We start from the raw sequence: 14,372 nt of genomic DNA, 5'->3' as shown, positions 1-14,372 counted from the left end.
CCCTTGGAATGGAGCCGAAGGCGCAATGTAAAGGGCGTCGCCGTGCCTGCGCTGGTTAGCGCTCTTGCAGACGCGTCCGCCAATAACCTGGCCGAAGCGAATGGTGCGCGAGCGAACACAATGATGCCACCGGCGGTTGGCTGATAAACGACCGAGAATGGGAAGTCCTTGAGAAAAACCCGCCGAGTATTCTTGGGCGCGGGCGAACCAGCGAGCGGAAACGCAAGAGCTCTACTTGTTGCCTCTTCAACTGCTGTCGTAAAACGTGCGCCAAGACCTTGCTCTTCCTCATTGTAATAAACGACTTCAGCCAAGAATTCACGTCGTGCTGCAGCAACGAACCTGACGCGTCTCACCGCGACAAGTAGTACGCTTCTGCAAAAACGTCCTCTGCTGCGTAGGTCGGCATATCGCCACGATCGAATGCGGCTACGCGATCTTCGATCTCTTGGGCCCAAGCCAATTCTATATCGGAACGTGACAACTGAAGTGACTCGAGCAACGACTCTGCAAGCCTAGCACGTTCTTCAACCGTCAAATTCCGGGCCTGCCGCTCAATTTCTGTGAATGAAGCCACCATACTTTACCTCCGTATTCCCATCTTCATTGTACCGCCGGTTCCGTCCGGTGTCTTGGAGCGCTAACCCTGAGATAAGCGGCGGCTAAAAGCCGTCCGGTGGACGGCCGTCAGGCCGGGAACGAACTTGATTGATTGGTTAAATGCACTTGAATGCGCACCCGCATACGCATAAGCTGTGTAAAAGCCAGAAAATAGCTCTGTGGAGGCCAAAATGCATGAGCTCTACGATATAGCTTCTCCTAAAAAGGCAACGAATCTGTCCGTGAACAGCGACCTGCTTTCAAAAACGCGAGCGTTGAACATCAATCTCTCGGCCACGCTTGAGCGAGCTTTGAGAGAAGAGTTGGCGAAACGCAAAGCAGCTCAATGGGCTGACGAAAACCGCGCTGCCATCACAAGTTACAACGAGTTCGTTGAGCAGCATGGTTGCTTCGGTGACGAATTTAGGGAATTTTAATGGCCCAGTTCGATGTATACCCCAATCCGAACAAAGCCAGCAAATCGTTTTATCCCTACTTGGTCGACATTCAAAGCCTGCACTTATCTGAACTGGCAACACGCATCGTTATTCCGCTTGGCAGGCTCTCAGCCTTCGGGAACCAAACGATGCAGGGCCTCACTCCAAAGGTCACCTTCGATGGCCAGAAACTTCTGTTGCTGACACCTCAAATATCCTCAGTGCCCACCAAGCAACTGAATAACCCCGCAGGCTCATTAACCCACTTTCGAGACCAGATAGTAGATGCCCTGGACTTCGCGATCACTGGCATTTAACGCCCGGCTCACGCGCCGGTTTGGAGCCGCGAAGCGGCGGAAAATCGGTCGCCGTGCAGCCGATTGTTAAAGCCTGCCTAGCCAGTAGTGCGGCCGCCGCCGGTCATGTGCAACCGCTAGAATCTGGAAACAGCTAGGCTTTTTTCGATAGACGATGGATAGCGGAAATCGATGAAGGGGAGCTCTGCGAATATCCGGCTCCAGCTTGACCTGCCAAGCTTCTGGTGACTCGCCGATTAGTTCGGCCAGGGCCTCAAGTTCCTCTATAAAGGCACCACCCAATCCTGGAACCTTCGATTCGTAGTAACCGACTGATTCCAAAACTCGGCTTCCGCTGCCGGGTGAAAAACGTCGTTCATTTGATTAGTGCTCGAGCCTTCCTCATAACGTCGTCACCGGGTACCGCTGGAACCAACCCGCTATCAAGTTCTTCCGCTCTTCTGCGAGCCTCAAGCAACCAGTCAGACTTCATCTCTTCCTCTGACGGAGATTCCAGGCTCAAAACCAATCGTTGGATCAACTGAGCTCGCTCCTCTTTTGGCAGATGGAGTGCCTCGTCTTCAATTCTCTGGAGATTCATGGGCGAAACCTCTCGTTCGTGTGTCTGATAATTCTGACACGGATAGGTAATGGCTGCCATACCTCGAGCTTTACCCTTTAACGTCCCATTAAGAGGCAAATAATAGGTGGCTAAAATAGGCGACGAAGGAGTAAATAGCCAACTGTTATTTGTCCTGCTTGAATGGCTTGTTATATTTTTTTATCAAATAAAAATTCAGCATGCTTTATTTGTTCAGAAGCACTTGAAACATAATGAAGCATTAAAGGCATGGTATTATCTGTTTGCAAAACCAAATCTTTAATCAATTCTAAATTTTTAATTTGTAGTTGATTTAACCCTTCCTTTATTTCACCGATTAACTCTATTTTGACTTTATCGATAAACGTAAAGTAATTTTTAAACAAACCACTCATTACATCAGATAATTGAACTTCATAATGATCTTTTGAGTTAACAAATTCATAGTTTTCAGATTGAAGTACTGAATCAAGACCTTTAAGTTTTTCAAAATGTTCTTGAATTTTATACTCATTATCAAAAGTATGTTTAGAATCAGGAAACTGCTCCAATCTAAATCGATAAAAAACACTTAATCCATCAATTAAAATTCCATCGTCACTATCGTAAACCAACTCTAGTTCTGATATTTTTGCACACAATTCAAGTAGTTTTTGCAAGCTCTTGATTTGTAGCTTACTTTCTTTACTGAGTTTATAAACAGAATGGGAAGATGGTGATGTGGTCTTTTTACAAAGCATTTTAAGATCTTTAAGCAATTTTTTAACTTTCAAGCCGATAACATTTGGGTAACCATTATTACGTAAGATAGTTATAAATGACCGCTTTTGTAATTTTAAAAGTAAATAAAGTGCATCTTTATGGAACGCAGTGAAGTTATATTTCCCCCCTGCGGCGGCATAATTTAAAGATCCCTCTGAGTCAGCGAATTCACAAATATCATCAATTATATCAATTACAGACCAATATTCCATATTCAAATTACTATAGTGTATTAAGTAATCACTACTCTTAACCCATTCTAATAAATTCCGTAATTTTACGGATTTTAAATTATCAAGGAACTCACCATTTGCGATATTTTTAAATTTAAACTCATCAGAATCTTTAGGAAGGTTTATTTTCTTATTTAAGATGATTTTTTCACTTTCTGTAATGGCGCTTCCATCTTTTGGTAAAGCAATACCTGCAAGTACAAAACATGGTGATGGATTGTCGTGTGAATCAGTATTAAACCCATCATTTTTTACTTTAAGTACTCTAACATTGTTAGATTCGTCGTAATAAAAGTGCATATGCTTCCTAAAAATATAACGCCGCATTCACCGGCGTAGCATGCTGGCGCGATTTTTTGCGTGTTTTTGCAAAAAGCGCGACAGTATGCGGAGTCCGGTGCAATGCCTTGTTAGCAATTATTATTTCATCCAGCCCATTAAAGTTGTACATGTTGCCGCCATGCCACTTAACTTTTGGTTGGTAAAGGTTTTTCTATTTTCTTCTGGATCTGCCAGTTTTTTTGTTGAGCCGTCAATGCATATTGCAACTTGAATGGCATATGGGGCTAAATCAGTAACGGACTTAATGTTGCTTGAAATAGAAGGCTTGAGATAACTGCCTTGGAACATTACTGCAACAAAATCTGCTGACGAGGCAATCTTATTTGCCAGACTAGCATCTTGCCATGCAATTGCGTTCCGGTCTGTGAGTGTGCCTCCTTCATACCACTCACCAGCACTACAAGTGCCTGTAAAAGCCAAGAAAGAAATTAAAAGTATTTTAAATATTTTGTTCATGAACTTTGAAGTTCCTTTTTGATTGCTAACGCCTGCATTTGCGGTTTGGGTGAATTGGCGGCTGTTTTGCGTGTTTTTGCAAAACAGGTGACAGTTTACCCAAATCCGGCAAGATGCACTTGTTAGGCTCTTGGTATTGACAATGATTTTTGTATGGCCAGCGCCATTTTTTTAATAGTAGCACCGTCCAAACCTAGAGTGTTTCTATTGAGGTTAGCTTCACTCATACCACCGATGTGCTTTAACCAAATACTATGATATTGCTCCGATTTGTTGATAGTACTAATACGCGATTTCTGAGTTTTTATAGAAGCCCATTTTCTATGAGTTGAATCGACATGCAGATGATAGAGATAAGAAACGAAGAACGTCGCACCGATGGTGGTTAGTTTGTCACCGCCCTCAAAAGAAAATATATGTCGTGCAGGGTTTGTACTTGTCATTTTCTTTTCTCGTATTAAAGTTGGTAGCACATTACGATTCTACTCAAAACTACCAAATCCGTAGCAATCAATTGTTAGGCATTTCCAGAGCACTAGGACTAAACACATTTGAACTTTAATTCAACTTCTGGGAACTTTCCAAAACCCGAACTTGAATTAAATGATACTTCTTCCAATGTTTTTCCAAGGCTTTTGCAATGTTTCTGCGCACCTTCGTATGCATCCGCCTTCATTCCACCAACAGGAACAAAACCACTTTGGCCTGAAATCATTGTTGCATACGTATCATTTCCCACCGGAATGATGCCTGGAGATGATGTACACCCTGCAAGAACCAAAGCTATAAATAATACTCTCAACATGACTTTTCCTTGATTGCCTAACGCTGAGATAAGCGGCGCGCGGTTTCTAGCGCGTCCGGTGGAGGGCCACAAGGCCCGGAACGTACTTAATTGACTGGTTATGTAGTGTGCGACTACAAGCCATCTCGACCCATTCTCCAAGTTGTTATTTCATTCTTGAAAGAATTTACGATTATGGTCATATCAAGAGATTCAAAATAATAGTTTGAAGTGATATCTGGATTACGAGTTGTTACGGGAAATTCATTCCATTGACCAAAACGGTTTTTCCAAAAACCAGGATCCCACTCCGACCCCATAGTGATATTCTCCATTACCCACGCTTGCCCCTCATTGCGCTGATTAGCTGACTCGGCTGGCTCACCTGATCCAGTTAGAGAAATTGAATGTTTATACTCTAGATTTTCGTCCACCCCAGACAACTTTGACTCTTCATCTTTAAAGCCCCAGCGAGGATAAAACGCAGCCTTCACATTATATTTTCCAGATGGCAAGTCACTTACATTAAATGTTACCTGCCCTTTCCCGTTCACTAATCGAGCGCGTCCATTTTTTCCAATCAAAATATCGTCCGGAGCCTGGTCGGCTAAACTGATGCCAGCCATCAATTCGATTGTTCCAGGTATGTTTGTCGCCAATTTCAGAAGAATTTTATTATTACCTAGTTTCTGACTTGAAGCTGAGATCGAATAGGCTTCTGGCGAATGTGAGTCCGTTTCCTGTTCAGCTATATTATTAGAACTGGGGTCGCTGCCCGAACTCAAAGAATAGTTAGATGTATCGCATCCGACCAAAGCACCAGAGACCAGTACTACTATAAATAACGTCTTAATGAAGTGAAATTCAGAAAAACTCATGCAACTCTCCCATCTTATTTATATACATAACGCATAGCTAAGCGGCGGCTAAAAGCCGTCCGGTGGACGGCTGCAGGCCGGGAACGTACTTGAGCGTTTTGTTACACATTGACTGAGTACTTGAGGTCTCGCGCTTCATCTCCGGTCATGCCACGGAAACCCCAACAGTGGGCTGGTTGCTCCTTAATCGTCACTTCCACGTCCACAGGCGAAATACCAATCTCCGACTCAATTTGACAGAACAGCTTCTTTATCAGGGCTTTCTGGGTATCGGGAGTTCGCCCCTGCATCATGTTGATTTCAATAACCGTGTAGGCGGGCGTCCTTCCACCTGGGTAATAAAAATCCTCAGCATTCATTGGGATGAAACGATGAGCCCGCTTGTCTTCTGGCATGCCCAGAACTGACCGCATACATCCGTGAATGACGTCAGAAAGCTGGGCCTTGACTGGATTCAGGTGTTCCTTAATTCCATAGATGACTATCACAATGCCTCCTGCGATGTGTAACGCCGAATTAAGCGGCGGCCCGACAGGGACGTCCGGTGGACGGCCGTCAGGCCGGGAACGAACTTGAATGACTTGTTAATTGGTGACTTCAATGTACCACTGGGGCTTGATGCGTCCAAAATCTTGCCGGATGTTCGATTTCAAAGTTTTTTTTGAGTCTAGCACCATTGCTTGGCCTCCTTCCCTGACGAAAACCACCCAGTGCCAAAATGGTTTGCCCCGCTTCACCCGCCACTTGATGGCCATAAGAGCTTTGTCTGGAAGGCGCTCCCATGACTCAAATGGCGTCTCGATGGCGGATACCGGAATATCGAATTCGCGGAGCAGCTTTCGGACGTACTCGGTATCCGACCAGAGCGCCGTGTCTGCGGCATAAATACTCAGAGCGTTGGCTCTCTTTTTTGCCTCGGCGTAACTCACATCTGCAAGAGCAGCGCTTGCTGCAATACCACAGCCGGTCGTTTCTTCCTGAATGACTGAATTCATGGCTTTACCAATTAACACCGCCAGCATGCGCGGCTTTGTAGTGGAGGCGGAGCCGCAACGGAAAAGACGTCGCTGTGCCGGGCCTTGTTAGAAATATATAGCGCTAAATAGTGATGCGACCTTTTAAATACTGAACTGCGTTGCCAGAAATTAGTACTCTTCCTCCTGAAACCGCACAATTGAGCACCCCTCCTCGTTCTGAGGCTTGATATGCCACCAAATTATTTTTACCCAATCGTTCTGCCCAAAATGGTGCTAGACCCGTGTGGATTGAGCCAGTTACAGGATCTTCATCGCCGCCATTTGCAGGCCAGAAGTACCTTGATATGAAGTCATAATCCTTTGTTTCAGCCTTGCACGTCACAACAACATCAAGGGGCTTAAGTTTAACCAGAGACTCGTTATTACGAAGCACAGACAAGACCTCAGATTCGGATCTGTAGACCACAAAATACGCCTGCGAGTTGCGATAGACTTCAGTTGGCGTAATGGAAAGACCAGATATCAGACTCTCAGGAATAGTTTCGATTTTTTCAGGCTTGGTGTTCGGGAAGTCCATCTGAATTCTACCCGACTCACTTTTCCCTACCGAGAAATCTCCAACTGCTTTAGCTGAAAATTTAATGTTAGCTAGCTCAGGACTTTTGTCAAACAAGACGAAAGCAGAGGCCAAAGTTGCATGGCCGCAAAAAGCAATTTCAGTGAGCGGCGAGAACCATCGGATCTGATAAGTTGATGCTTCAGACAAAACTAGAAAAGCTGTCTCGGAAAGGTTATTTTCTACAGCAATAGACTGCATTAAATCGTCGGATAGCCAACTATCCGTGATGATCACTGCTGCTGGATTCCCGCTAAAGACGGAATCTGTAAATGCATCAACTACAGTTATTTCAAGATCCATTCGACTCACTTCCTTTTAATACTTTCTAACGCTGAACAAAGCGGCGCGTCTCACGCGTCCGTCTTCCGTGATTTGTTGAACGAAGCCGCTATGCGGCAGAGGCCAAATTCGACTGTACTTCTCTGACCCCTTCCATTTTGGAGGGCTTGTCAGGAGAAGTGTGATGAACGCCAACGAACACGCCCGTTTTCAAGCACTGCACCAACGCTACCTCACCGAACTCACCCTGCGCGGCAAAAGCCCCAAGACCATCGATCTGTACACCCGTTGCCTGCGACAGGTCTGCGACTATTTCGAGACCTGTCCCGATCAGCTTAGCACCGATCAGCTCCAGCAGTATTTCATGCATCTGGTCGAGCATCGGTCCTGGAGTCTGGTCAAGATTGCCCGCAATGCGTTGCAGAGTTTCTATCAGTATGTACTGGGCAAGCCCTGGGAATACGTCCCTATCGTCAAGGCCCCCAAGGTTCAGACCCTGCAGGACGTGCTCTCCCTGAAGGAGGTCGAGCGCCTGATCAGTCGCACACGCAAACTCAGTTATCAGGTCTATTTCCTCACCACCTACAGTCTGGGCCTGCGACTGAGCGAGTCCCTGAACCTGACCATCGCCGATGTCGACAGTCACCTGATGCGGGTGCATGTGCGCTGTGGCAAGGGCAAGAAGGATCGCTTCGTGCCTTTACCGCTGATGACACTCAAGGCCTTGCGGCGCTATTGGGCCACTCACCGTCATCCAGACCTGCTGTTTCCCGGGGGGCACCCGCCGTATGCGTCGGTTGCCACCTCCGGCAAGCCCCGGGTGATGGCCCGGGGTGGGGTGCAGAAGGCCATCAAGCAGGTCGCCCTGGACTGCGGTATCCGCAAGCATGTTCACATTCACTCCCTGCGCCACAGCTTTGCCACCCATCTGCTGGAAAATGGGGTGAACCTGCGCTCGATTCAGACTCTGCTCGGCCACGCCAGCCCGGTAACCACCGCCCGCTACACCCGGATGACCCATGAGGCCCAGCAGAACAGTGCCCTGATGATCAATGCCCTGGTGGAGCGGCTGCAAGTTGACTGGGTGACCCAATGATCACCCTGGCGCAGATTCTGCGCGATCATGAGGCCAGCCTGCAGCAGCACGTCGGGGCACGTATGCGACCGGAGCATCACGCCGCCCTGCGGTCGATTCTGGCCTGCCATACGCCGGACTGTGGCGAGGTTCGCTATCACTGTCGCGCCTGTCAGCAGGTGCAACAGGCGTACCCGTCCTGCGGCCATCGCAGTTGCCCTGCCTGTCAGCACGGCACCAACAGCCAATGGCTGGGCCGGCAGCGGCAGAAGCTGTTGCCGGTGGATTATTTCCTGGTGACCTTCACCCTACCGGCCCAGTTGCGGGGCTTTGCCTGGCACCACCTCCGATGGACCTGTCACGCTCTGTTCCAGGCCGCCCGGGAGACGCTGTGCCAGTTCGCCTGCAACGATAAACGCTTGGGCAACCAGCTCGGGCTGGTCGGAGTGTTGCACACCCACTCCCGCCGCTTGGCTTTCCACCCCCATGTCCACATCGTGGTCCCCGGGGGCGGGCTGACGGGCCATCACTGGCACGCCCGGGCCGGGCGATATCTATTCAACGGTCGGGCCCTGGCCACCGTGTTTCGCGCCAAATTCCTCACCCGGATGCGCGAGCAAGGCTTTGCCTTGCCGGAATCGATTCCCAAACACTGGGTCGCCCAGTGCGAGCAGGTCGGCCGTGGCGACCAGGCGCTGACCTATCTGGCCCGCTATCTGTATCGTGGTGTGCTCCGGGAGCAGAACATCGTGGATTACGACGGTGAGCAGGTCACCTTCCGCTACCAGGACAGCCAGACCCGGCGCTGGCAGACCCTGACCGAACCGGCGAGCCGGTTCCTCTGGCGGGTTCTGCAGCATGTCCTGCCCAAGGGGCTGCGACGGGTGCGGGAATACGGGTTCCTGCACGGCGGTGCCCGCAAAACCTTACACCGGCTGCAGTTGCGCTTGCAGGTGGCGCTACCCGGGATAGTCACCCAACCCCGGAAACAACGCGTTTGCCCCTGTTGTGGCGAGCCCATGAGCATCACGCTTTGGCGGCGACCCTGCCGGTGGCCCGTGCCAACAACCCGGCGACGATGTCTGGCATAGCCTGACCTCCACCCGACATGCACCTTACAGGGAGGGATCAGAGCACCCTATGACACCACCACCAGGACAGATCGGCTATCGGTTTCACCGAGAGTCACGGGAACCTCTGGCCTGACGAAAATGACCGCCCAATGCCAGGGCCAAAGCACCTCTCAGTTCGCCGATGATATTTCCTTAATAGAGAAGCACCGGGCTCGTCCAACACCGGATCAGGTCGCGGCTGCGCGCGACCTATCCTTATTTGTTATGCAGTGTTTGCACGTGTTAGTAACTCCACAGCCTCGTCAAAAATTTTCTCCACGTACTCTCTGTTCTCAATATTTTCTGGAAGTGCAGCCCGATCACCCTCAACGCCCGCAATCATTTCCTGAATCATGCCGGGACGCTCAGCATCAAGACGCTGAAGAAGCCCCGTTAACAGATAAAGTGCCGCATCGGCCTTATCGCTTTTCATGTACCAACCTCAGTCTCTCAATGCTGCATAACGCTTGTAGCATGCGCGCCCGCGGAATGGAGCCGAAGGCGCAATGTAGTGGGCGTCGCCGTGCCTGCAATGGTTATACATTTTCTGTCGATTCTGACGCTGAACTACCCGGCGTCTCGACTTTGTAAAAGATTTTGTTAATTTCCTGATTGGCAGCTATTTCAGATGCGTACTTCGGGGCAAATTCCGATAAAGAATCAAGTATGGCGCTGAAATAGGTTCTCTGGTTATCCCAGCCTAACCAGTCGAAAAGGCTCTTCATTTGCTTTCGAGCTGCTTGCTCCTCGCCAATCACGAAGAGATAGCAAGCAGTAGCGAACATGTTGCGAAATGGCATATTCGTTTGATTTGCCGAATGCTGCTCTATGATAGCGCTGAGCTTCAGGAGCGATTGCTTGCTGGTTCCCACGGCTTTCTCCTTTGGTTTTCATGTGTATAACGCGAAGCACAGCGGCGGCCCGTCAGGGACGTCCGGCGGCCGTAGGCCGCGTACTGGTGCGACTTGTTAATTGGTTACCTCAATGTACCACTGGGGCTTGATGCGCCCGAAATCTTGCCGGATGTTCGATTTCAGAGCCTTCTTGGAGTCCAGCACCATTGCTTGGCCTCCCTCCCTGAAAAACACTACCCAATGCCAAAATGGTTTGCCCCGCTTCATCCGCCACTTAATGGCCATAAGAGCCTTGTCTGGGAGGCGCTCCCAGGACTCGAATGGCGTTTCTTTGGGCGACACCGAGATACCGAATTCCCGCAGAAGTTTCCGAACGTGTTCAGTCTCTGACCAAAGCGCTGTATCTGCGGCATAAATACCCAGAGCGTTGGCATTCCTTTGTGCTGCGGCGTAACTGACACCTGCAAGAGCAGCGCTTGCCGCAATACCACAGCCGGTTGCTTCTTCTTGGATGACGGCTTCCATATTTTTACCAATTAACGCAAGATTCAAGCGCGCCTACGGCGTCGCTTGGAATCCCTTGTTAATAATCGGTTGCTCAAAGGATCTTTCTTGGATTCTTTCAAAACACTAGTCACACAAGTAAAAATTACTCGATTGAAAAAAACCCATTATCCTGTAAGCGATACAAGCCATGCCTCAAATCCAAGGGGCCGCAGAAGACGCAGTAAGAACAGAGTGGAGCAATTGAATGTGATGTTTTGTAGACCAGCGCTTTGGAGAGCCTAAACCAGGGAAAGTGCCTGCAGCATAATTGTTACAGTAATCAGACATTCCCAACGTACTGAATGAACCTACACCTGGCGATCCCGTATGCGCTACCAACTGTGCCAGAGCATCAAAATACTTCGTCTGAACATCTGTGGTTGCTGGCGGCACAGAAGAAACAAAATGCCGGCACTGAAAAGTGTTATTCTGATGAGGTTCTGTAAGGTGAAGAGCAACGTGACTCGGTTGGCCTCCGCCTTTGTTATAAGGCACATCTCCTATAGTTGCAAAATCACCAAAACCATCGTAACCATGTGCACGATAACTGTACACTAAGTCGTCAAAATAAGAGGCGGAAGGGTAGCCTCCGTTAACAGGTTGCTTTTTGAATCCATCACGAAGAATCACGCGTCGAGACGCAGAAAATGCGGAAGTGAAGTGCGGGGATACCTGATTTGATTCAAAAATGTGAATTGCACCGTTTGCGGGAAAAGTCGCAGCACTAAGGGTATGTGCCCGATGAACAAAAACTTGAGTTCGCCCACTGTAGGTAGTCAGAAACCAGCTCACATCCGAAGCCGTGACGTCGGGATGCACCTCTAATGTGGGCAATACTTGATCTGGATACGCATTTGTTAAGTTTTTTTCCATTGCCGCAATCTGTGCGATTGAAGGCACAGGAGAACCCTCGTTTGTATTAATAATGAGTGCCGCCCGTAAACCTGTTTGTAAAACTCTAGATATCTGCCCTTCAACCCGTGAATTCGCATCGTGTGGCTTGATAATGGGGACTACAAGGTTACTCCCCAAATGGGATCCAAGTTCTTTGAGCGCAATCATTTCTTCTTGCTTAGAGCGAAAAAGTGGCCAGTACATTATAACTCTCCATGTTGATAACGGTATTTTAACCTAAAGCGCACTGGAAGCTGGCTCTCGAAGTCTCGAAGCAAGGAGTAACCAGTCGGCATTCCTCATTTTGTACCCGAATGCAGCGGCACGTAATGAGCTCGGTAATCTATATGAAATAGCGGCTCTCTTTGTCGCAGGCTCTCGTCTTCGGAGCGCTCCGACGAAATTTTCGTGAATAATTTTCGGAGACAGTAAAGACACGGCATCACGGGCAACAGAATATCGTTCTATCGGCGGCAAGTGGTCGGTGCAAATGCCGTGTTTCCTCTGTAGAGCCTCGCGTTCATTTTTTCGGAAAAGATAAAACATTGCTTCCGAAGAAAGGCCCTTTGTGTATGATAAAGTTTTTCGAATTTCCGAAAGTTGACACCTATTTGAAAGCCTCAAGAGCCCCACATAATCCGGCAAAAATTGGAGAGCCTTTTTAACTTGCCCATCACCAACAACAAACACTACTCTATCGAAACAAGAATAGTAGGCCTCTAGCTGAGACTGAGCACGGGAAAAGTCATCAAGATCTGTTTTTATCTCGAAGGCTGTTGCAACTCCGTTAATCAAAACTGCATCTGCACGTGCCTCACCAACTCGGAACTCATATAACCAAGATGTAGTAGCTGGACTATGTGTTCCAAACACCATTTTCGACAAAAGAACATTTTTATAAACGTATTCGGGACGGGACGACAGGAGCAGCCGCTCATAGGCAAGGTCACACGCATAGGCGAGCGGATCTGTGTCATTCATTGCACGCTCTTCGACTAATTGCTTAACCACGTCTCGGGTCACTTCCGTAGTTCCGTGCCAAGCAGTTTCGATAAGGTTTTTTGAACGAAAAAATGCTGGATATAGAGTATTTACCAAGAACCTTATCCTCCTGTCTGTGTGCAGCCTCTTCTAGGCATTGAGAATCAGGACGCTGATCCTAGCAGATTCACTCCATCAAGTGGCAGATGACTTTAACGCTTGGCTTTGCGGCGTGCCGGAGCGCAGCGGAGGTGCGTCCGACAACAGCCATTTGTTATGTCATTTTTTTACGCCAAAACAATGCTCTTCTGAAGGGAAAGCTCCTGTTCTTACCTCTTTTTCAAACTCCGCAAATACTTCTTTGATTTGTACGCTTAGGTCTACGTACCTCTTAGCGAACTTCGGAGTATAGTCTGAGAACAGGCCAAGAATATCCTCAGTTACCAGCACTTGCCCATCACACTCGGGAGAGGCGCCAATACCGATAGTAGGGACAGCGACGGACTCTGTAACCTTCCGCGCAGCTTCCTCAAAAACACCCTCAATCAACACTGAGAATGCACCAGCTGCTTCAAAGGCTTGCGCTTCTTTGACCAATAGTTCAATTGCGTCGTCATCTCGTCCCTGAGCTTTAAACCCTCCAAGAGCATTTGCATGCTGTGGGCGAAGACCTATGTGTGGCATGACAGGGATTCCTCGGTTGATCAAGAACTCCACTGTTTCAACAAGCTCCAGACCTCCCTCCACTTTCACGGCTTGAGCGCCAGTCTCAGTCAGTATCCGTGCGGCGTTCCTATACGCCAGTTCTTTACTTTCCTGATACGACCCGAAAGGCATATCAATGACAATACAAGCCCGCTTAGCTCCACGTACAACCGCTGCACCGTGCGCAATCATCATATCCAGAGTTACAGGCAAAGTAGAATCAAACCCGTATGCGACCATCCCTGTTGAATCACCAACAATGATAAGATCAACATATGGATCCATAAACCCCGCCATCGGCTTGGTATAAGCAGTCAGAGAGACAATGCTCCCTTTTCCCTTCATTTCTCGGATTTTAGTAGTGGTAATTTTTCGATTTGAAGTGTGGGTACTCATGCTCTCTCCTTTCACGATTATTTATTCGGGCAACATAACGCATAGCTAAGCGGCGGCCTGCAGCCGTCCGGTGGACGGCTGCAGGCCGGGAACGTACTTGAGCGTTTTGTTACACATTGACTGAGTACTTGAGGTCTCGCGCTTCATCTCCGGTCATGCCACGGAAACCCCAACAGTGGGCTGGTTGCTCCTTAATCGTCACTTCCACGTCCACAGGCGAAATACCAATCTCCGACTCAATTTGACAGAACAGCTTCTTTATCAGGGCTTTCTGGGTATCGGGAGTTCGCCCCTGCATCATGTTGATTTCAATAACCGTGTAGGCGGGCGTCCTTCCACCTGGGTAATAAAAATCCTCAGCATTCATTGGGATGAAACGATGAGCCCGCTTGTCTTCTGGCATGCCCAGAACTGACCGCATACATCCGTGAATGACGTCAGAAAGCTGGGCCTTGACTGGATTCAGGTGTTCCTTAATTCCATAGATGACTATCACAATGCCTCCTGCGATGTGTAACGCATAGCTAAGCGGCGGCTAAAAGCCG

At 48.6% G+C, this 14,372-nt stretch carries 21 protein-coding genes; 4 read left to right on the top strand and 17 right to left on the bottom strand.

Annotation, left to right across the window (positions count from 1 at the left end; translation table 11 throughout):
- Positions 1–352: 352 nt before the first annotated feature.
- Positions 353–580 carry an addiction module protein gene (locus ATI45_RS15810; protein ID WP_007348074.1) on the bottom strand — a complete coding sequence of 76 codons (228 nt, stop codon included), beginning with the start codon at positions 578–580 and terminating at the stop codon, positions 353–355.
- A gap of 211 nt (positions 581–791) precedes the next feature.
- Between ATI45_RS15810 and ATI45_RS15805 the strand changes: the two genes are divergently transcribed.
- The gene (locus ATI45_RS15805; protein WP_036183053.1) at positions 792–1,037 is read left to right on the top strand and encodes a type II toxin-antitoxin system CcdA family antitoxin; all 246 of its coding nucleotides are present in this window, start codon (positions 792–794) and stop codon (positions 1,035–1,037) included.
- Positions 1,037–1,354, top strand: a complete 318-nt coding sequence (locus ATI45_RS15800) for a CcdB family protein (RefSeq protein ID WP_098420614.1) — start codon at positions 1,037–1,039, stop codon at positions 1,352–1,354. Before ATI45_RS15805 ends, ATI45_RS15800 begins: the two co-directional genes overlap by 1 nt.
- 355 nt (positions 1,355–1,709) lie before the next feature.
- On the opposite strand, the gene ATI45_RS15795 is transcribed toward ATI45_RS15800, so the two are convergent.
- The 9 genes from ATI45_RS15795 to ATI45_RS15765 all read right to left on the bottom strand — a co-directional run bounded on the left by ATI45_RS15795 (position 1,710) and on the right by ATI45_RS15765 (position 7,285).
- Entirely contained in the window at positions 1,710–1,934 is a 225-nt protein-coding gene (locus tag ATI45_RS15795) for an addiction module protein (RefSeq protein ID WP_098421785.1), read from the bottom strand.
- A 170-nt stretch (positions 1,935–2,104) separates the two neighbouring features.
- Positions 2,105–3,229 carry a DUF3800 domain-containing protein gene (locus tag ATI45_RS15790; RefSeq protein ID WP_098420612.1) on the bottom strand — a complete coding sequence of 375 codons (1,125 nt, stop codon included), beginning with the start codon at positions 3,227–3,229 and terminating at the stop codon, positions 2,105–2,107.
- A 120-nt stretch (positions 3,230–3,349) separates the two neighbouring features.
- The gene (locus tag ATI45_RS15785) at positions 3,350–3,727 is read right to left on the bottom strand and encodes a hypothetical protein (RefSeq protein WP_098420610.1); all 378 of its coding nucleotides are present in this window, start codon (positions 3,725–3,727) and stop codon (positions 3,350–3,352) included.
- Positions 3,728–3,849: 122 nt separating this feature from the next.
- Entirely contained in the window at positions 3,850–4,170 is a 321-nt protein-coding gene (locus tag ATI45_RS21990; protein ID WP_143751174.1) for a hypothetical protein, read from the bottom strand.
- Between the two features lie 98 nt (positions 4,171–4,268).
- Positions 4,269–4,532, bottom strand: a complete 264-nt coding sequence (locus ATI45_RS21985) for a hypothetical protein (protein ID WP_143751173.1) — start codon at positions 4,530–4,532, stop codon at positions 4,269–4,271.
- Between the two features lie 113 nt (positions 4,533–4,645).
- Positions 4,646–5,389, bottom strand: a complete 744-nt coding sequence (locus ATI45_RS15780) for a hypothetical protein (RefSeq protein WP_143751172.1) — start codon at positions 5,387–5,389, stop codon at positions 4,646–4,648.
- Positions 5,390–5,490: 101 nt separating this feature from the next.
- Positions 5,491–5,877 carry a tautomerase family protein gene (locus ATI45_RS15775; RefSeq protein ID WP_098420584.1) on the bottom strand — a complete coding sequence of 129 codons (387 nt, stop codon included), beginning with the start codon at positions 5,875–5,877 and terminating at the stop codon, positions 5,491–5,493.
- Between the two features lie 96 nt (positions 5,878–5,973).
- A complete protein-coding gene (locus ATI45_RS15770) occupies positions 5,974–6,411 on the bottom strand; it encodes a hypothetical protein (protein ID WP_228706065.1) in 438 nt (145 codons plus the stop codon).
- A 76-nt stretch (positions 6,412–6,487) separates the two neighbouring features.
- Positions 6,488–7,285, bottom strand: coding sequence for a PhzF family phenazine biosynthesis protein (locus tag ATI45_RS15765; protein ID WP_098420606.1), 798 nt, complete (start codon positions 7,283–7,285; stop codon positions 6,488–6,490).
- Positions 7,286–7,448: 163 nt separating this feature from the next.
- Here ATI45_RS15765 and ATI45_RS15760 point away from each other — a divergent pair, with 163 nt between their 5' ends.
- Both ATI45_RS15760 and ATI45_RS15755 read left to right on the top strand, forming a co-directional pair.
- Entirely contained in the window at positions 7,449–8,360 is a 912-nt protein-coding gene (locus tag ATI45_RS15760) for a tyrosine-type recombinase/integrase (protein ID WP_098420605.1), read from the top strand.
- On the top strand, positions 8,357–9,430 hold the full coding sequence (locus ATI45_RS15755; protein ID WP_098420603.1) for a transposase: 1,074 nt from the start codon (positions 8,357–8,359) through the stop codon (positions 9,428–9,430). Before ATI45_RS15760 ends, ATI45_RS15755 begins: the two co-directional genes overlap by 4 nt.
- Before the next feature lie 244 nt (positions 9,431–9,674).
- Here the strand turns inward: ATI45_RS15755 and ATI45_RS15750 are convergent, their stop codons facing one another.
- From ATI45_RS15750 to ATI45_RS15725, 7 genes are all read right to left on the bottom strand, one after another.
- Positions 9,675–9,884, bottom strand: coding sequence for a hypothetical protein (locus tag ATI45_RS15750; RefSeq protein WP_098420601.1), 210 nt, complete (start codon positions 9,882–9,884; stop codon positions 9,675–9,677).
- A gap of 103 nt (positions 9,885–9,987) precedes the next feature.
- Positions 9,988–10,323 carry a hypothetical protein gene (locus tag ATI45_RS15745; protein WP_098420599.1) on the bottom strand — a complete coding sequence of 112 codons (336 nt, stop codon included), beginning with the start codon at positions 10,321–10,323 and terminating at the stop codon, positions 9,988–9,990.
- Between the two features lie 96 nt (positions 10,324–10,419).
- Positions 10,420–10,830 (bottom strand): hypothetical protein, encoded by a 411-nt coding sequence (locus tag ATI45_RS15740; protein ID WP_098420598.1) that lies wholly within the window; start codon positions 10,828–10,830, stop codon positions 10,420–10,422.
- Between the two features lie 174 nt (positions 10,831–11,004).
- Positions 11,005–11,949, bottom strand: coding sequence for a sce7725 family protein (locus tag ATI45_RS21980; protein ID WP_143751171.1), 945 nt, complete (start codon positions 11,947–11,949; stop codon positions 11,005–11,007).
- 33 nt (positions 11,950–11,982) lie between these two features.
- A complete protein-coding gene (locus tag ATI45_RS15735; protein ID WP_143751170.1) occupies positions 11,983–12,726 on the bottom strand; it encodes a sce7726 family protein in 744 nt (247 codons plus the stop codon).
- A 279-nt stretch (positions 12,727–13,005) separates the two neighbouring features.
- On the bottom strand, positions 13,006–13,827 hold the full coding sequence (gene panB, locus ATI45_RS15730; protein WP_098420576.1) for a 3-methyl-2-oxobutanoate hydroxymethyltransferase: 822 nt from the start codon (positions 13,825–13,827) through the stop codon (positions 13,006–13,008).
- A 109-nt stretch (positions 13,828–13,936) separates the two neighbouring features.
- On the bottom strand, positions 13,937–14,323 hold the full coding sequence (locus ATI45_RS15725; protein WP_098420584.1) for a tautomerase family protein: 387 nt from the start codon (positions 14,321–14,323) through the stop codon (positions 13,937–13,939).
- Positions 14,324–14,372 lie beyond the last annotated feature (49 nt).

Source organism: Marinobacter sp. LV10MA510-1, assembly GCF_002563885.1.
GTDB lineage: Bacteria > Pseudomonadota > Gammaproteobacteria > Pseudomonadales > Oleiphilaceae > Marinobacter.
The sequence above is the reverse complement of the archived record's forward strand: the minus strand, read 5'-3'. Positions and strand labels throughout refer to the sequence as shown.